Consider the following 18,395-nt stretch of genomic DNA (forward strand, 5'->3'; position numbering starts at 1 on the left):
AATCAAAAAAAATGATGATAAAGAAAAATTCATCAAGCAAGCACTTGATGAATATATCCTCCCTCGGTCATTTCCGAAAGATAAAAATTAGTCCGTCGGCAAACGGTCTAAAGAAATTTAACTAACTAAATTATAGCACAAAAATAGAAAGAGTAAGACATATATGGATAGAACAAATAAAAAAGAGTACGACCTTACTAAAAACTGGTATAGAAAAACTGATTTAATCAATGAACTTTGGCACGGTATGAAAATGCCAACTTTAAATAGATATGTTCGAGAGATGAAAAATTCTACCTATGATTTTGGGATTTGTGGCGGTCATGGCAATATCTTTATTCACTCTATTGTATTTAAAGATTGGTTTGATTGGAAAAATTCACACGAATTTGAAACAAAAATCGCATAAATAGTATAGAAGAAAAAATATGGAAGTGTTCAAAATGAACCTTCTTTGTGTTTAGGAGAAAATAATCATGGCTAAACGACAAGCAATAGTTAGAACGCTTAGAATTAGGGAATGGCGAACTGATTCGAGCAAGAGAGGAAATATTCAAGTAAGATTTTCAATGACCTACACACACCCTCTACGGTCTGAAATAAGGTATAGCTATCTAACAGGTGGCGAAAATAAAGGGTGGTATTCAACGAAAGCAACACCAACTGGCACAAATCGGAAAGGAGAAATTCAATTATTAGTTTCTGATATTAAAAATACGCAACTAATTGCAAAAGTAACAAAAATACTGAATACACAAATCGATACAGTCATTCAGGAAATTACAGGAGAAATCCCTCAAAAAGAAATTACTAAAACACTAACATTAGATGAAATTGCAAGACCTTATGATGAAAATGACGCGCCTTATGGTCTAGCTTATAAATGGTGGCTTACAAAAAGAAAACCTGCTTGGAATACGATTAAAACACGTAAATCTACTTTTAATCAGCATATTAAGCCTAATTTTTCCATGAAAATGAGCTTAAAAGAATTCGTTCTACAAGTTCCTAAAATGCAAGAAATTATTGACAATAATACCATTGGAACATCTAAAAATATTCATATCTATTTGAAAATGATACTGGATTGGGCTTTAGAAACTGGAGAAATCAATTCTACTCAACACCCTATGATTGAACGAAAATTGAAAAGACGTACCTTGTCACGTTCTGAAGAACAAGCTATCAAACGTGAAAATATTGTCGAAAAATATCTTGAGCCAGAAGAGGCAAATGACGTCGTTCATCTTATCAAAAGTTGGAAACATAGGGCAAACAATGAAATATTTGCCGATATATTTAGAACATTTTATCTGACTGGTATGCGTCCCTCAGAAGTGCTTGGTTTAAATGAAGATATGATTGATTTTGAAAATAAAACTATCAAAGTTCATTGGCAACGCTCAATAAAAGCCAAAACTGATGAAGACATGGAAAAATTAAAGTTAAAAGATGAAAAAGAACGTTTTAGAGATGATTTAAAAACGACTGATAGCATTAGGGAAATTCCGCTAACACCAAAGGTAGAAAAGATTTTCAAAAAATATATTAAGCGTAACCAATTTTATATTGAGAATAGTCCAACCTATCTTGATATGGGATATATTTTCACTAGAACCTATATCAGAAAAGGAAATAAGCAAGGTATGCCATTTGTTCATACTGAATTATCAGGTTTCTTACGGGGTGGTAGTTCACAATCAGCCAAACATAATAAAAAAAGTGGAAAACCCTATCAAGATATTGATACTTATCTTGATTTTGGCAGACCAATTCACATTTTACCTCATATGTTTCGACATACCTATATTTCAATATTAGCAAGTCATGGATTGCCCCTTGATTCTATCAGGGAGTTGGTCGGACATAGCGAAGATTCAAAAAAAAATTGAAAAAATCTATCTTCACATCACAAAACGGACAAAAGAAGAAATCAATCATACTATTTTAGAACTAGAAAATGAAATGTATTGATTTTCATATGTTATATGTATGTTATTCGCAAAGAAAAAACCTTAGAAACATGAGTTTCTAGGGCTTTTTCAATGTTGACTTATTTAACTTCTTTAAAAATAACGTGTTTACGCAATTTTGGAGAGTATTTTTTGAGTTCAAGACGGTCAGGGTTGTTACGTTTGTTTTTTTGAGTCAGGTACAAACGTTCGCCAGATTCTTTGTGTTCAAGAGTAATATTTACGCGCATCTTAGTTTGTCCTTTCTATTATTTTGTAACTTTTTTACCTTTGTAATATCCTTTGAGGGATACACGGTGACCGCGGCTGTAATCACCAGTTGTTTCATCAAATGAAACTGTTGGTGCTGTCATTTTGTAGTGTGTACGACGTTTGTTTTTCTTAGATTTCGATGTGTGACGTGCAGGTACTGCCATTGTCTTAAATCTCCTTTGGTTTTATTAGTATACTCAATTAATTAAAGAAAGAAAAGGAAATTTTTGAGTTATTTTTCGTCAATTCAAGGCGATAAGTTGAAGGCGTACAGGTGTACGTCAAAACTTATCAACGATGAAGTGGCGCAAAATAGCCGAAAATATTTTCTTTATTTGGTTAATTGAGTATAGCCTTGATTTCTCAATACTTATCTATTCTATCAAAGTCTAGACGAGAAATCAAGCATTTTTGTCAAGTATTTTTACTTGACGCGATATCAGCCTGAGTTTTCATCTTCACCACTTGATTAAAGCATAAGACCAACAACACCGTCACCACGACCATGACCACGGCAACGCCCGTGTGATGAATATAAACCGAAAAACTGACCAAACTCCCTGAAAGCACGCTCCCAATCGGATCTGTGATGGTCACAAAACCCGAATAAGTCCCGATTTTCTCCTCATTCATCAGGTCGGCGCGCAAACTTTGCGAGGACGGCACGATAATCATCTCGCCAATCGTCATGACAATGGAGGCCAGAATAAGCGGTATGAAGCTGTTCATTAAAAAGGCGGCAACAAATCCAGACCCTTGCAACAGCGCACCAGTAGTGAGGCTTTTTCGCTCTGACCAGTTGGCGGTGAGTTGGTTGACAAAGGTCATGCTGAAAATAATGATGAGGGTATTAATCATCAAGAAAATGGTCAACATTCTCTGTCCGTAAATTTCAAAGCCAAAAATCGTTGTCGTTTTAAAACTGTCTGACAAGTGAACTGGAAGATAGAAGTCAATATTCCCAAAAATCACCTTGTTTAAGATGACGGCACCGATAAACAAGAGGAAGATTTTATCACGCGCCACGACGCCATAGTTTTGAATGAAACTTTCGCGTTCTTTTTTAGCTTTGGACACAGGCACGAAGCTCTCGCTGATGAAAAAATACTTGATGCTACCATTAATCAACTGCGCGACTAATAAGCCCAGTAACAATTCAAATAAGTAATCTCTGAACAGCCAACCACTGAGCGCGGCACCAAAGGTAATCGAGACGTTGATAATCCAATAACTCAGACTGTAGACATATTTTCGATTCGTTTCATCTGATACATCAATAATCATGGCATTGTCTGCCGCAGATTCAAAAGAAAAACCAAAATTTAAGAGAAAAAAGCCAACAAATGTTGTCCAAGGATTTTGGAAGATCGGACTATTTGAGAACACGGCAATTAAGGCACCCACAACTGAAATTGTCGAGCCGATGAGGAGAATTGGTCTTCTACCATGCCGATCTGCCAAATGCCCGCCATAAAGTCCAATAAAAAAACTAGAGACACTTGAAATGATCAGGAGTACACCCGTAATCGCCGCACCTAGATAATGATTGTAGTAAACCGTCATACTTGATCCGACGGTGCTATAACCCAAAACCCCGATAAAAGTCATGAGAATCCGGAGTTTGAGCGTCCGATTGAGTCGCATAAATGTTGTCATAAAAACTTCCTATTCATAAAGTTATTTATTATTATAACAAAAAAACTAGAACCTTCGTCTAGTTTTCTTCACTATTTATTATAATTTTTCAAGTTCAGCAATCCGTGCTTGTGTGGTATCGAATTTTGTTTGATAATCTGCTTGTTTAGCTTTTTCTTTTTCGACAACTTCTGGTTTGGCATTGGCAACGAATTTCTCGTTAGAGAGTTTACGTGAGACCATGTCCAATTCTTTTTGCCATTTGGCTAATTCTTTAGTCAAGCGGGCAATTTCATCTGAGATATTAATCAACCCGGCAAGTGGCAAGTAGATTTCAACATTTGATAGCACTGCAGTCATGGCTTGAGCTGGCGCTGTGATGTCAGCTGAAATTTCTAAGGTTTCAGGATTGGTAAAACGTGTCAGATAATTGCTATTGGCTTTCAAGAAAGCTTCGATTTCAGCATTTTCTGTCTTAATCAGCATCGGTACTGCTTTGCTCGGTGCTGTATTCACTTCAGCACGGATATTTCTAACTGACTTGATGATGTCTTTCAAGACTTCTACACCACGAACAGCTGCATCATCTGAAAATTCTGGACGAACTTCCGGATAGACCGCAACAACTAAGCTACCGTCAATCAAGCCAAGATTCTCCGAAATTTCTTCGGTTACAAATGGCATGATTGGGTGGAGAAGGCGCAAGATTTGGTCTAGGACATAGACAAGGACGCTACGTGTGACGTCTTTTTCTGCTTCATCTTCACTGTAAAGCACTTCTTTTGTCAACTCAACATACCAGTTGGCGAAGTCTTCCCAAATGAAGTTATAAAGCGCACGACCCGCTTCACCAAATTCAAACTTATCAAAGTTTTTCGTGACATGGTCAATCGTTTCATTGAGTTTGGTCAAAATCCAGCGATCAGTGACATTGCCTGCTGTTTTTTGCGCGACTTTATCAACATTGGCATAGGTATCTGCTGGGCTGAGCGTTTCCTTGTTCATGATGATGTAGCGAGAAATGTTCCAGATTTTGTTAATGAAATTCCATGCTGCATCCATTTTTTCATAAGAGAAACGAACGTCTTGACCGGGTGCGGAACCATTTGACAAGAACCAACGTAAGGCATCTGCACCATATTTCTCGATGACGTCCATTGGGTCAATGCCGTTACCTAAGGATTTTGACATTTTACGACCTTCTTCATCACGAATCAAACCATGAATCAAAACGTCTTTAAATGGGCGTTCGTTTGTAAATTCCAAACTTTGGAAAATCATGCGGCTGACCCAGAAGAAGATGATATCATATCCCGTAACGAGAGTTGATGTTGGGAAGTAACGCTTGAAGTCTTGGGCTGCCTCATCTGGCCACCCCATGGTTGAAAACGGCCATAAAGCTGATGAGAACCATGTATCCAAAACGTCAGAATCCTGTGTCCAACCGTCGCCGTCTGGCGCTGTTTCGCCGACGTACATCTCGCCGTCTGCGTTGTACCAAGCAGGGATTTGATGCCCCCACCAGAGCTGGCGTGAGATCACCCAGTCATGAACGTTTTCCATCCATTGTGTGAAGGTATCATTGAAACGTGGTGGGAAAAATTCGACCGCATTATCAGTTTCTTGGTTGGCAATGGCATTTTTTGCCAGCTCATCCATTTTGACGAACCATTGCGTTGACAGACGTGGCTCAACAACTGCACCTGAACGCTCAGAGTGACCGACACTGTGGACCATTTTCTCGATTTTAACGAGTTGACCCATCTCGTCGAGTTTGGCAACGATTTGTTTGCGTGCTTCAAAGCGATCCATGTCCGCAAATTCTGCCGCAAGCTCATTCATTGTGCCGTCATCGTTCATGACATTAATCATTGGCAAATTATGACCTTGGGCGTTGAGACGTTCAACAACATCAAAGTCGTTGGGGTCATGCGCTGGTGTAATTTTAACGACACCAGTTCCCTTTTCCATATCCGCGTGTTCATCTGTGAGGACTGGGATTTCGCGGTTAACAAAGGGTACCGTCACGGTTTTACCGATGATATCTTGGTAGCGTTCATCTTTAGCGTTGACAATGACTGCGACATCGCCGAGCAAGGTTTCTGGACGTGTTGTTGCGATTTCAACATTGCCTGAACCATCTGTCAAAGGATAAGTGATGTGATAGAACGCACCTTCGACATCTTGGTGGATAACTTCGATATCTGAAAGCGCTGTGCGGGCTGCTGGATCCCAGTTGATGATGAATTCACCACGGTAGATAAAGCCTTTTTCGTAAAGTTTAACGAAAACTTTTTTAACCGCTTTTGATAGACCTTCATCTAGGGTGAAACGTTCGCGTGAATAATCAAGCGATAGCCCCATTTTGCCCCATTGTTCTTTGATCGTTGCGGCATATTCGTCTTTCCATTCCCAGACTTTTTCTAAGAATTTTTCACGACCGAGGTCATAGCGTGAAATACCTTGCTCACGCAAGCGTTCTTCAACTTTAGCTTGTGTGGCAATACCGGCATGATCCATACCAGGCAGCCAAAGTGTATCATAGCCTTGCATCCGTTTGGCACGGATGATGATATCTTGCAGCGTTGTATCCCAAGCGTGTCCGAGGTGAAGTTTACCTGTGACATTGGGTGGTGGGATGACGATGCTGTAGGGTTTGGCTTTTTTATCGCCACTTGGTTTGAAAACGTCAGCTGCTAGCCATTTGTCGTAGCGGCCTGCTTCTACTTCTGTTGGGTTGAATTTTGTTGATAGTTCTGTCATGTTTTTTTCCTTTGATTTATATATCAATTACTAGTTAAGATTATATCTCTTTATCTAAAATTTCTTTTGTTGCTTCGACTTCTTTTTGTGTCCATTCGGCTAATTTTTTGATGACTTGCTTTTGTATGACTGTGATGTAACGTGCCATGAAATCATAGTCAGGTTTGTTGTCTTTTGTTGGGAGTTGAATTACCGTCGATTTTATTTTTTGACGATTGAATTTTGTTCCATAATCATAATTCAATTTTGTTATTGCTTTTCTAAAACTTGAGATAATATAAAATGCTGATAATTTGTCAAAAAAATTGCTAAATGGTTCTAAAACCTGTAAATGACTTTTACCAATGAATTCTTGACCTTGATAAAAAATTGTTCGCTCAGATTGCCATGTATCACTTAACGTAATTACATTCTTTTTATTTAGTGGTTCTAATTCACTAAATCCAATCGAACCATTATCTTGAGATTGATTTGAGATATAAGGAATTGTTCCTTTCACACTCAAAATATCTGCATCTTTTAATCCTGAATACGATTTCGAAGGATATATATTAAATAGAGTGTCAAGTCTATATTCTTTCCATTTAACATTTTCCGTCTTATTCATGAATTTTCCATCTTCAACAGTCAATTCATAATCATCTAAACCAGTGGCTAATAAGTAAGCCTCCAGCGTCTCAATAAAATCTTCCATGTAATTAAAAGAAATTTTACCGTTTTGGGTTGGGAGATTGATTTTTAACCCTTTCAGCTTAGTTGCTGATACTGTGTTAGAGTAACTAAATTGACTCATCTGTTTTTGTAATATTGATGATAAAAATAATCCAATGCTACGTGATTTTATTAGCTGATTTTCAAGAACCAAAACACCATCTGTCGTAATAAAACTTTCTGGTTGATAATATACAACTCCTGTTTGTCGTCCAATCACTAAAGATTTAGATTTGAATAGCTTATTTTCACCACGTTGTACCTTTTTAACATATCCGTTAGCATTATCATTTTGAGCAATAAAATTTACACCGTTAATATCTTCTATTAATTCATTTTGCTTTGAAATATTTCCTCGTTTTATTTCAGAAAAAATATCTTCCAATTCATACTCTCGCCACTCTATCTCATACTTCTTTTCAAGTTCTTTCAACTTATCTTGCATAGAGTGGCGATTTATTTTCCCGAGTAGTCCTCGCTTTTCAGTAATTGTTCAACTTCCCAAGAAAGATAGTCTGCAACTGTTTTTCTAAAATCATCAAAAGTCGGTTTTGTATCTATTTTCTTGTGTTGATCGAAATTCCAATCTTTTCCTTTTTTATCTAATTCTTCACTGATACACGCATCAACCACAACTTCTTCTAGATTCCACTCAGCTTGGACTTTCGCAGCTCTTCCTTGTTTTACAATTTTTACAATATCTTGATAACGTTTTTCTGGCGCATCAAATAGAAGTAACACTTCGTTTCGCACGTTTATAACCGTCTTGTCGAAAATCAATAAAACGCACGGGTTTCTCAAAATCATGTCCTTTTTTAACATGAGCCTCAAAAACATAAATCGACGTTTGAACTCCAGCCATTGGCACAAACAAATCAATCGGCATTTTTATACTTGTTAGTAACTGATGCTTATTCAAAATCTCCCGATTGGTAACAATAGCTTGCCCACTTCCAGCACTATCCTGAATGATAATCGCAGCTCGTCCACCTTTTTCCATTTTATCAAGACCATACGCAATAAATGGCATACCGTTTTCTTTAAAGGTAAATGGAGGATTTAGGAGTAAGCGTGTTGCTTTGAAGTCTTCAAAAATTTTTTCAGGTCTATTAAAAGCGCTACCTTTTTCAATCTTTGCAGAACCGTCGCCACGTAAAATCATATTCGTTGTTGCTAGCGTATACATTTCTGCATTTAATTCAACTCCTAATAATTGATTTTTTTTAATATTTTCAATTTTCTTATTTGCTTTTTTAGTACTTTTCCCAAATTCTTTTTCTGCTAGTTCGATCATATGTTCCATAGCAGAGATTAAAAATCCAGCCGAACCCGTCGCTAAGTCCATGACTCTAGAATCTTCATTAACTTCTAAAATTTCCGTCATCATTTTTGTAACATATGGAGGAGTTAATACAATTCCTAGTTCTTTTCCATCGCCCATTGCATATTTCAAAAATTCAGAATATAATTCACCCATAATATCTAAATGCCCTGCATTACCAGCAATATTTAAATATATGTTTTCATAAAGAAAAACAAAAAGTTGTTTAGTTTTACTTGCTTTTCCTTCTTGAAGTTCCTCTCTTGAAAACCCCGTCCACTTCCATTCGCCATAAAAATTATTAAATAAAGTAATTAACTCATTCTCTGCATCTTCTTGTTTTTCAACCTTATCAATTTTTGAAAAAATTGATTTAAATTTTTTCGTTGTCCGTAAAACATTATCTAGCTCTTCTTTTTCATCTCGCTGAACATCTTTTTTTATTTCTTGAAAAGAAGCCAACATTAACTTTTTTTTATCTGGGGGTATTCTCTTAAAATCTAAGTACCCACTTAGTGTATTGTAGACGATTACGCCATCTCTTTTTGTATCAAGTTGGCTACCTTTCAAATCCTTAGGAGTTAGACCTTTTTCTTCTCCTATATCTTGCATAGATAAAAGCATACCTGAGATATACAAAACTCGTTGAGGAGCTGTAATCGCTAAATTATGCATCAATTTATTTAATTGCTTTGCATAATTTGCAAGCACTTCTTGTGTATTTTCTAAAATTCTATGTTTATCTTCAGGTGTTAATTGAATTTTTTCTTGATAAAAATGATTAAATGTTTCTTCTGATTCTAAAACATTGAAATTGAAATCCTCAATTTTTTTATATGCATTTTCTCCATACCCAAATACATAATATGCTTGAATCTGAATGCTTTTCGGCTCATCACCTGCTACTCCTATTGCAATAACTTCCTCATAAAGTCCTGATTCAATCATTTTTTGAGCATAGTAAATAGCACCATTTACAGCGAAATTCTTGATTGCATTTGTTTCTAACTTTATTCCATCTTTATTTTCATCTAATAGTTTATTCGGATTTAGTTTATCTTCAATAATAATGGGTAAATTATATTTTTCGATTGCTATATCTAAAATACCCATACCTGTTTTCTCTTCTGTTTTAGATGCACCTAAAAGAGATTCTTGAAGATAACTACTTCCTGAATTAATATAGAAATCTTTATCTTTTTGTAAACCAACTGTTTGTAATTGTTCGGTAACCCAAAAATCTACGTTTACTTCCTTATTCCATTTTATTTTCTTTGACACTTTTTAAACCTCCAATAACCATTCCAAAGCATTTTTCTTCAAAATACCATTATAATTTGCTGTTTTATGTAACGTATCAAGTGTCAAAAGATACTTAGGATAAGCATCTGAAATACTCTCCAAACTACGCAGTTCTCTTTTCAACACTTCTTCATCAAGAGTTTGCAAGGCGACTTGATAATAGACCAAGCTATTATCCTGATTTATACAAACAAAATCCACCTCTAAACTGCCTTGTTTGCCAACATAGACTTCCTTGTATCTTCTTTTTAGCTCTAAAAAAATGATATTTTCTAAAATATGACCAGCATCTTCTTTTTTATCTGGTAAAATCATTTCACGAAATCCTAAATCTACGACATAGTATTTTTCAAGACGCTGTAATAGTTTTCTCCCTTTAATATCATATCGAGGTACTGGATATAAAATTAAACCATTGACAAAGGCATCTACATATTTTTCTACCGTATTATTGGATACCGAAACATTTTGAGATTTTAGCGTATTAGCAATTTTATTAATAGAAATTTCCGAACCAATAGCACTGACTAAAAATCGTAAAATTCTTTCTAAAATCCCTTGCTCAGTAATTTTATAACGTGTCATGATATCTTTCAACGTAATATCATTGTAAGCACTTCTCAAATAGAAATTTCTTTCCTCTTCATCATCTTTGTTGACCAAATAAGGAAAGGCGCTCTTTTGATATTTGTCATATACTTCTGTCAATGATAAATCCGTGTGTGCGCTATAAAATTCTTTAAAAGAAAGGGGTAGGATGGATAACTCGATGTAACGTCCTGTCAATAGTGTTGCCAATTCACCGCTCATAAAATAGGCATTACTACCTGTGATATAAATATCTAAATTGGGTTGCAAATTTAAACTATTGACGACTTCTTCGAATTTTTCGACAATCTGTATCTCATCTAAAAAGATATAATACTTTTGATTTTTTGATGTCTTCTCTTGGATATAATCATTCAGAGAAAGAAAGTTCCTGAGTTCGTAATATCTTAAATCTTCAAAGTTTAGATGGATGATTTGATCCTCTGTGACATATTCAGTTTTTAAATGGTCCTTAAATAGCTCAAATAAGGTGGATTTCCCACTTCTTCTGACACCGGAGATAACTTTGATTAAGCCATTCTCTTGATGCTTAATCAACCAATTCAGATATGTTTCTCTCTTGATCAATGTTTTTTCCTCCTGTACGATTATGTGTATTTCAGACTATTATAACACAAAATGTCATCCGAATGAAAATACCGCCTTATTATTTAACATATTTCCGGCGCAGTGAAAATAACCAACAATTATCTTCGATGTTTTCAGTTTAGTGGAAATAGAAGATGGAAATAATTTGAAATCCCTGTTTGCCACAAATAATTTCTATCACTTACCTACAAACTTAACATTAGTAATGAGAGTGTTCAAACGTTCTCTTCCTACACCTGCTATTTATGATTATAATCATTCATTAAAATCATTTCGTAAATTCTGTAAAGCTTATTATCAATATTATCAATCTGATTAGACACTTTGACTAATTCATCTTTTAGTTGCTGAGGAATTTCTATTCCCGTATCAATCTCATGTTTATAATTCATATCATGCTCAAGCTGTCCCCAGAATTCCATACCATAAGTCCTCACCTGAATTTCAATGTTTTTCCCATCAAGTTCAGCAATCAAGTGATAAGAACGATACCCCCTTTTCTGCGTAATTTTCTCAGAATACTCCTTGAAATCTCCAAAAATAGATGGTATTCCCACCATATTTTTTTCTTTCTCCTCAATAAACGTCAAGATTTCACAGTTTTTCAGAGCTTTAACAACTTCAAAAATACTTCTTTTATTTGGACATAAAATACGAGTAGCAGCAATATCACGCAAATGGTTAAGTATTTTAGTAATATCATTCATATCACTAGCAAAAAAATCCTTATCCTCTATATCTTTATTTAATTTCCCTTCCATACTAGAAACGGTCTTGCAACGAGAATAGAACTGCATCATTGGATTAAGTTGATGCTTGTCGTGAGCTACTTGACGAAAATCATCTTGCAAATCTTCAAAAATCATTTCAAGTCTATCAATAGCGACTTCATATTCTCCCCGTATAGCACTGAGTTTCTCCTTTGTCAAGGGACTAAATTCATATGTCATTATTTTCCTCCGTTTGACATTTAAGAAACAGCTGGTTTAAATCAGATGCTCTAAATCTTTTTATTGCATCCTCATCATAACATCTTCCAAATTTGTCATCTCCAAAATAAAAAATAATTTTCAAATCTCCAAGGGTTCTTGTAATTGCAGTATATAAAAAAGAACTAAGTTTACTTTCAAATAAATCTTCAACTACCACAATAGTATTCTCACTCTCAATACCTAGAGAGTGTTTAACAGTCATCCAATCAGAACCCATATTATTTTGGAATAAATCCATTAAAATTGAACTAGTCCATGACCAAGTATCTCTAAGTATAGTTATTATCTGACTTTTTTCGTGAATTGATTTAAATTCTATAATTTCGGACTTCAACAATTCTGGCGTATCAACGTATCTAACTTCAATTTTCGCATCATCCTCTCTAGCTGCGAATTGTTCATAATCAGAAGGGATAAGTTTTTGTATCAAGGCAACAATATTTTGGGGATTTCTGTAATTTTTTTTCAATTTTATTGGATTTGAAATTTCTAAATTATTTTTCCAAATTTCCTCTTGATTTTCATCATATCGATTCTGTATCCGCTGATATTCATCTCCAAAAATATAAAACTTAGAGTGATTCGCAAGGACACTTAGATCATATAATAATTCTGATTGTAATTCTTGTGCCTCATCAACAATAATAAGCGAAAATTGATAGAGTTCTTTTGAAAAACATATAATCTTTTTTCTTTTATCTTCCAAATTTTTTTTTCAAATCTATATCGAAATATCCTGAAAATGTCGCAACCGTAGTATTCTCTAATCCAATGATTAACTCATCCTTAATCTGACCCTTAATTTGTTCCTTAAATTCAGCATTTGAACATAAATAAAGAATTTTACTTTCTGGATTTTTCTTAATTTGTCTTTTCACTGCTTCTAACGCAAGGATACTTTTGCCAGTTCCAGCACCACCTAATATCAGCATACTTTGATTATGGAAAAGTGTTGCGAGATACTCAGATTGCTCAGTCGTTATTTCAAATGCCTTCATAAATTCCCTTCCTTATTTCATTTCTATTCTTTCTAAATCTTCCTGATATCACGAATAATTATCCCCTACCCCACAAACTTAACATTAATCACAATAATCGCGATGATAAATAGCAACATCAGCACGGTAAAGGCAATATGCCGTTTCTTGTGCATGAGAATGATAGCGACGAATTCGCGGATAAAGGCGTTAGGAAGAAAATATCTGGCTGTTCTGCTACCGATGCCGTCACTGTTTAGACCAACTTTCTTAGCAAACAGACCTGCTCGAAAGATATGGTAGTCATTGCTGACAAAAGCACTTTGATACGGCTTACCTTGACTTCTTTCGTCCATCAGGGCTTTTGAAAACTGCAAATTTTGTAGGGTCGTTTTACTGTTTTCTTCCGTGATCATCTCAGCTTTCGGCACACCTTGTGATAAAGCATAGTTTTCCATGGCCACCGCCTCTGGCATTTTTTCGTCTTGACCTTGCCCCCCACTCATGATGAGTAGCGGCTGCTTCCCTGTCCTTGCTAACTGTTCCTTTGCAAACGCCAAGGCTGCATCTATTCTGCCCGCGAGCAACGGTGTAACCGTCTTACCGTTGAGTAGACCTGAACCCAGAACAATGAGATAGTCTTGATTGAACTTGGGTTTGATGTGATTATAGAGGAGACTGCTGGTTAGGATGGTCATAAAGCTAAAGAAATAATAGATGAGGAAAATGACGATAACCATGTAGATATATTCAAAAACACTGCCGTCTTTAAGCAATAAATGTTGAAAAAGGATGAGGAAAAGCCCTGCTATACCTAGTAAAAGCGTCAGCATGTTGCCGATCGTTCGGCTCTCTTTTTTCAAGACGATACGGGCATTCCAGAGGAGATAGACAATCAAGGCATAACCGCCAAAGGAAAGTAGCACAAAGGCCATGAGGCCTATGATGAGGCTGAGAAGGATTGGCAGCGGTGTCGAGAAGGGAAGGCAAAGGATAACAATGTATCCAATGGTGATGACGATGCTCAAATTAAAGACATAACCTGTGAGTAGACGGCGTTTATCTTTATGAATGATGCGATAGGAAACTAGCCAAGAGCCCAAGACCATGACTAGCATAAAGGTAAAGAATGCGCCTAAATCTATCTTGCTGTAAGTGATAATGGTGTCAACCAACAGGACTGTCCCTAACCATAGGGCGATCGCAGTCAGACGAAATTTGACTTTTTTAATGCGACCTAAGACCAGATAAACGATAAGCGCCAAGATTAAAATAAGGTCTGGAATGATAACCATGTGGATGCCTTTCTAGTGATTAAACGTATTGATGGCGATGGTGACTGTCCAAGCGCGGACAAAAAGCACCCTAATCTATTATGATTAGGGCGCTTTCACGTGGTACCACCTAAATTCCCAGACGTCATGTGTCTGGACACTCATTTTTTTTTATTTATACTTTGAGTATACGATTATCAGGAAGCAACAATCATGAGGACGTTTGTAGGATTTTCAGCACCCTCCTACTCTCTTTATAAACGCAATCTCACGATACTCTTCTCGTTTCCTTTATTCTATCAATTTTTGATTAGAAAGGCAATCCCTTTGTGAATTTACCAAGTTTTTGCTCTGTTGTTTTATCAATGTCCACCAAGGCTGCATTAACGGCTTGTGTGATCATGTCTGACAAGATTTCTGCATCTTCCGGGTCAATCAAGTCTGGTGAGATATCAATCTGTGTCATTTTACGGTCACCTGTGAAGGCAACTTTTACCAAGTCTTGAGCAGACGTGCCATAAAAGGTTGTCGCTTCAATTTCAGCTTGCGCAATTTTCATATTTTTTTGCAAGTCTTGGGCTTGTTTCATCATTTTTTGCATATTCATCATAGATATGTACCTCTTTCTTTATTTCACGGGCTTTACAGCCCTTTTTATATTGTTCTGCTGACCAAAACTGACCACTTTTTTATCGCCTTAATTTTGATGGTTTCAAATCTGCCTACAAAAAAAACCAAGCGCATGGCTCGGCGATTAGTGCGGAGAAAGGGACTTGAACCCTCACGACCAAAGTAGGTCACAGGATCCTTAATCCTGCGCGTCTGCCAATTCCGCCATCTCCGCAAAATAATACTCTATTAGTATATCAAAGTAGCTGGCAGTCGTCAAGAGGTTTTTGAGAATAATATATTGACAGAGATTTTGAGGAATATGTTGACATATTTTATTAAAGTGGTTTTATTTTTCTATTAATTTAAAACTAGACCAAGGTTGAATCGCATCAAGCAATATTAAGTCATCCTCCGCAACGTGGCCAACGACATTCAGCCGCTTCTTATCATTTGGCATTGCTTTTAAGGCAATCTGAGTCTCTCCTTTATACTGACCAAAATGCTCATTCCCAATTAAAAGATCACCACGTTTTATTTCTATTGTCTGGTGAGCAGGGAATGCTTTATCCTTAAAAACAACACGGGTCATTGTTGAACGTAAAAGATAGGCACTTCTGTCTCCTCTATAAAAGTGAGGGAAATCAAACAGATTAATGCGCTCATCTTCAGTAATATCAGCTGTTGGTTCTACACTTATCTCTAGTACAGGTGAAAAAAATGTTTCGCTCATTTTTTTTAACTCTTCTTCACTGGCATAGGCATTTCCAATGATAATATCATCGATTGTCCCCATTAACATCAAGTGTTTGACCTGAGTAACTAAGGGTAAATCCCGATGACTTTCCAAGGAACACAAGCCATCCATAATGGGCCAAGGACCAAACTGAGCAGTCTGGGAGTTAACAAAAGCAGCTATATTTAAACCGTATTGATTAAACTGTTTGTTACAAGCTTCAAAGTGGTCTGTCGCTAATCCTGAAAAGGCCATCGGATAAAAGTTATGCGAAGCAATTAAGTTATCCTTTTTAGGTGAATAAGACATAATATTATCTACATAATGCGTTCCTGAACTCATATTTATTTCTATTTTTAAGCCATAAGGGTTCCGTGTCATTTTGGCTTCTTCATGTCCTGTAAATCCGACGTCTAAACGGATACCATCTGCACCTAACTCATGAAAAAATGCCAAATCATCATAAGAAATTTCCAACGCTTCGAAAAGTCGTGGCGAAATATCCACCATGACTTCCATTTCAAGGTGATTAGCATATGTTACAACTTTTTTAAAACTCTTGAGGACATCTGTTTTATTCCCATTAATTTCCAGTAATGAAGTAGAAACGCGTTTAAAACCATATTGATGTGCTAAATCTAGATAAGTTGCATCTTTCTCAAATGTCGACTTTTCTGGATAAATTGATACGCCTAATTTTCCCATGGTAACTCCTTTTTATATTTTGTTTGTGATTTTTCCTAAAACAACTGATTGCCGTGCACCTGTCGCTGAGGGCACGTTATTGGTTTTCCCTTCTAGGGTATATTTTCCTAAGATAGCCATTGCAATGGCTTCTTTAGCTTCCGATGAATCGCCCATTTCTTCTTGTGTGACGATATCACACTGACACTCTTTTCGAATCCAATACATCAAAGTTTCGTTATAAGCTCCTCCACCTGCAATAATAACTTCTAAATTATCCAGAGAAAAGGCGTTAAGTGCTTGAGCTAATGATTGGGCAGTAAATTCGGTAAGCGTTGCTACCCAATCTTCTGGCAAGAGGTGATAAGTAGAAAATAACATTTCTTCTCCAAACATTTCTCTTCCTGTCGTTTTTGGATATTTTTTAGACAAATAAGGATGGCGCATCAAATCATTCAAAACCTCCTGATTAATTGTACCCTGCGCTGCGATTTTGCCATTTTTATCATATTTTTTTTGATAAAATTTTTGCATGGCAGCATCTATCATCATATTCCCATGACCCGTATCAAAGGCAATAATTGATGATAAGTTGCCATTCCTTGGCAACACTGTAAGATTAGAAATCCCACCAATGTTAACCAATATTCTATTTTTTTCACTAGAACGATAGAGTTGATATTCTGTAAATGGGACAATAGGTGCACCTTGACCACCAACTGCAATGTCCGCTTCTCTAAAGTTTGATATCGTTTTGACACCTGTAACAGCAGCAATTTCTGCTGCTTCTCCAATCTGAAAGGTAGAGGGGAATTCGGAATTTGGATCATGATAAATCGTCTGCCCATCATTTGTTTGGCAACTTTCCCATAAAATTTCCCTAATGCAACATTGAGCTGACAAATGAGTAAGACATTGCTTTTTTGGGGAGACATTGCATCTAGAATAGGCGCAACGATTGTATCTGGGTAAGGTTGCGTAAAGAAATCAAGAAGTGAAACACCTAATTTTTCTCCTTTTTCCTCGTTTATTTCAACCAAAGCAACATCTATGCCATCTAAACTCGTCCCACTCATCATGCCAATCGTAAGCATTAGTCACTCTCCTTCGTCCAGTAGTAATACGCCGCTTTTGTCGGTTCAACTTTTTCTTTAAGTAATATAACATCCGTCAAATAGTTACTTAATGCTTCTAAAACTACTGTATTTTTCGTAAGAACACTTCCTGCAAAAGTCAACAAAGGCTTTATTGTAAACTTCAAGTTCTTCATCACGACTTTGACTTGTTTCGCCAATAATATGCCCGCATCCTCTAAAATTTTTATTGCCTCTTCATCACCATTTTCTGCAAACTGACTAACCCAAAGCGCATATTGTGCCACTTCTTCCTTACTCAAAGTATAAAATTTCTTTATCAGCTGATAAGCATCTACTTTCGCCACGCCTTCACTAGATAAAAAAGCTTGATAAAAAGGAGAGTCAAACTCATTATCGTCAATAAAGGTCGTTAAACCTTTAAACAATTCATGTCCAATCCAATAAGCGCTTCCCTCATCTCCCAGTAAGTGTCCATAGCCACCCACACGTCTTAATTGATTCTGCTTTCTACCATATACAACTGAACCTGTCCCTGAGATAACAAAGATACCATCACGTCCTTTCAATGCAGCAATCATCCCTAGATAGCCATCGTTCATGATTTTTACTTGTTGAAATCTAGGAAATTCCCTTTCGAGAACTGCTTTCATCTCTTTACTTTTATTTGAAATGTCAATACCAGCCATTCCAAGTACACGACAAACGCATGACTCTCTCTCAATCTCAAAATAGGAAGCGTGTTTTAAAAAATAACAGCTCTCACATTGAAAACAACTGTGCCAAATAATCTGGAAAAGTCATTGATAACGAAAAACGTTTGAGACGAATGCTCATCTTCTTTTTACGCATTTCCAAATCCTTCAAAACGGCTA

At 36.3% G+C, this 18,395-nt stretch carries 14 protein-coding genes, 1 tRNA gene and 3 pseudogenes; 2 read left to right on the forward strand and 16 right to left on the reverse strand.

The window, feature by feature from the left end:
- Nucleotides 1-163: 163 nt before the first annotated feature.
- Nucleotides 164-409 carry a hypothetical protein gene (locus ACYQ21_RS10790; protein ID WP_460058436.1) on the forward strand — a complete coding sequence of 82 codons (246 nt, stop codon included), beginning with the start codon at nucleotides 164-166 and terminating at the stop codon, nucleotides 407-409.
- Nucleotides 410-476: 67 nt separating this feature from the next.
- Nucleotides 477-1,974, forward strand: a pseudogene (locus ACYQ21_RS10795) (site-specific integrase).
- Nucleotides 1,975-2,053: 79 nt separating this feature from the next.
- Here ACYQ21_RS10795 and rpmG read toward each other — a convergent pair.
- The 16 genes and pseudogenes from rpmG to ACYQ21_RS10875 all read right to left on the reverse strand — a co-directional run bounded on the left by rpmG (nucleotide 2,054) and on the right by ACYQ21_RS10875 (nucleotide 18,311).
- Nucleotides 2,054-2,203 carry a 50S ribosomal protein L33 gene (gene rpmG, locus ACYQ21_RS10800; protein WP_003135293.1) on the reverse strand — a complete coding sequence of 50 codons (150 nt, stop codon included), beginning with the start codon at nucleotides 2,201-2,203 and terminating at the stop codon, nucleotides 2,054-2,056.
- 18 nt (nucleotides 2,204-2,221) lie between these two features.
- Nucleotides 2,222-2,389 carry a 50S ribosomal protein L32 gene (rpmF, locus tag ACYQ21_RS10805; RefSeq protein WP_003138753.1) on the reverse strand — a complete coding sequence of 56 codons (168 nt, stop codon included), beginning with the start codon at nucleotides 2,387-2,389 and terminating at the stop codon, nucleotides 2,222-2,224.
- 250 nt (nucleotides 2,390-2,639) lie between these two features.
- A complete protein-coding gene (locus ACYQ21_RS10810) occupies nucleotides 2,640-3,881 on the reverse strand; it encodes an MDR family MFS transporter (RefSeq protein WP_460058437.1) in 1,242 nt (413 codons plus the stop codon).
- 78 nt (nucleotides 3,882-3,959) lie between these two features.
- Nucleotides 3,960-6,623: a valine--tRNA ligase gene (locus tag ACYQ21_RS10815; RefSeq protein ID WP_460058438.1), complete on the reverse strand. Its 2,664-nt coding sequence runs from the start codon at nucleotides 6,621-6,623 to the stop codon at nucleotides 3,960-3,962.
- A 40-nt stretch (nucleotides 6,624-6,663) separates the two neighbouring features.
- Complete coding sequence (locus ACYQ21_RS10820; protein ID WP_460058439.1) at nucleotides 6,664-7,779, reverse strand: restriction endonuclease subunit S; 1,116 nt, start codon at nucleotides 7,777-7,779, stop codon at nucleotides 6,664-6,666.
- 11 nt (nucleotides 7,780-7,790) lie between these two features.
- Nucleotides 7,791-9,768 (reverse strand): annotated as a pseudogene (locus ACYQ21_RS10825) (HsdM family class I SAM-dependent methyltransferase).
- 171 nt (nucleotides 9,769-9,939) lie between these two features.
- Nucleotides 9,940-11,133, reverse strand: a complete 1,194-nt coding sequence (locus tag ACYQ21_RS10830) for an ATP-binding protein (protein WP_460058440.1) — start codon at nucleotides 11,131-11,133, stop codon at nucleotides 9,940-9,942.
- A 260-nt stretch (nucleotides 11,134-11,393) separates the two neighbouring features.
- A complete protein-coding gene (locus tag ACYQ21_RS10835) occupies nucleotides 11,394-12,104 on the reverse strand; it encodes a GTP pyrophosphokinase (RefSeq protein WP_460058441.1) in 711 nt (236 codons plus the stop codon).
- Nucleotides 12,094-12,852, reverse strand: a complete 759-nt coding sequence (locus tag ACYQ21_RS10840) for a hypothetical protein (RefSeq protein WP_460058442.1) — start codon at nucleotides 12,850-12,852, stop codon at nucleotides 12,094-12,096. The genes ACYQ21_RS10835 and ACYQ21_RS10840 overlap by 11 nt, the downstream gene beginning before the upstream one ends.
- On the reverse strand, nucleotides 12,842-13,144 hold the full coding sequence (locus ACYQ21_RS10845) for a DEAD/DEAH box helicase family protein (protein WP_460058443.1): 303 nt from the start codon (nucleotides 13,142-13,144) through the stop codon (nucleotides 12,842-12,844). Before ACYQ21_RS10845 ends, ACYQ21_RS10840 begins: the two co-directional genes overlap by 11 nt.
- A 65-nt stretch (nucleotides 13,145-13,209) precedes the next feature.
- A complete protein-coding gene (locus tag ACYQ21_RS10850; RefSeq protein WP_460058444.1) occupies nucleotides 13,210-14,418 on the reverse strand; it encodes a YdcF family protein in 1,209 nt (402 codons plus the stop codon).
- A 289-nt stretch (nucleotides 14,419-14,707) separates the two neighbouring features.
- Nucleotides 14,708-15,007: a YbaB/EbfC family nucleoid-associated protein gene (locus ACYQ21_RS10855; RefSeq protein WP_460058445.1), complete on the reverse strand. Its 300-nt coding sequence runs from the start codon at nucleotides 15,005-15,007 to the stop codon at nucleotides 14,708-14,710.
- A 148-nt stretch (nucleotides 15,008-15,155) separates the two neighbouring features.
- Nucleotides 15,156-15,241: transfer RNA gene (locus ACYQ21_RS10860), tRNA-Leu, on the reverse strand.
- Between the two features lie 114 nt (nucleotides 15,242-15,355).
- Entirely contained in the window at nucleotides 15,356-16,447 is a 1,092-nt protein-coding gene (locus tag ACYQ21_RS10865; protein ID WP_460058446.1) for a DUF871 domain-containing protein, read from the reverse strand.
- A 12-nt stretch (nucleotides 16,448-16,459) separates the two neighbouring features.
- Nucleotides 16,460-17,520, reverse strand: a pseudogene (locus ACYQ21_RS10870) (anhydro-N-acetylmuramic acid kinase).
- Nucleotides 17,520-18,311 (reverse strand): BadF/BadG/BcrA/BcrD ATPase family protein, encoded by a 792-nt coding sequence (locus ACYQ21_RS10875; RefSeq protein WP_460058447.1) that lies wholly within the window; start codon nucleotides 18,309-18,311, stop codon nucleotides 17,520-17,522. Before ACYQ21_RS10875 ends, ACYQ21_RS10870 begins: the two are co-directional and overlap by 1 nt.
- Between the last annotated feature and the right edge of the window lie 84 nt (nucleotides 18,312-18,395).

The organism is Pseudolactococcus yaeyamensis (assembly GCF_054658615.1).

Coding starts and splice junctions, on each gene's coding strand:
- ACYQ21_RS10790 (WP_460058436.1), top strand. CDS start 164: ATGGATAGAACAAATAAAAAAGAGTACGACCTTACTAAAAACTGGTAT.
- rpmG (WP_003135293.1), bottom strand. CDS start 2,203: ATGCGCGTAAATATTACTCTTGAACACAAAGAATCTGGCGAACGTTTG.
- rpmF (WP_003138753.1), bottom strand. CDS start 2,389: ATGGCAGTACCTGCACGTCACACATCGAAATCTAAGAAAAACAAACGT.
- ACYQ21_RS10810 (WP_460058437.1), bottom strand. CDS start 3,881: ATGACAACATTTATGCGACTCAATCGGACGCTCAAACTCCGGATTCTC.
- ACYQ21_RS10815 (WP_460058438.1), bottom strand. CDS start 6,623: ATGACAGAACTATCAACAAAATTCAACCCAACAGAAGTAGAAGCAGGC.
- ACYQ21_RS10820 (WP_460058439.1), bottom strand. CDS start 7,779: ATGCAAGATAAGTTGAAAGAACTTGAAAAGAAGTATGAGATAGAGTGG.
- ACYQ21_RS10835 (WP_460058441.1), bottom strand. CDS start 12,104: ATGACATATGAATTTAGTCCCTTGACAAAGGAGAAACTCAGTGCTATA.
- ACYQ21_RS10845 (WP_460058443.1), bottom strand. CDS start 13,144: ATGAAGGCATTTGAAATAACGACTGAGCAATCTGAGTATCTCGCAACA.
- ACYQ21_RS10850 (WP_460058444.1), bottom strand. CDS start 14,418: ATGGTTATCATTCCAGACCTTATTTTAATCTTGGCGCTTATCGTTTAT.
- ACYQ21_RS10855 (WP_460058445.1), bottom strand. CDS start 15,007: ATGATGAATATGCAAAAAATGATGAAACAAGCCCAAGACTTGCAAAAA.
- ACYQ21_RS10865 (WP_460058446.1), bottom strand. CDS start 16,447: ATGGGAAAATTAGGCGTATCAATTTATCCAGAAAAGTCGACATTTGAG.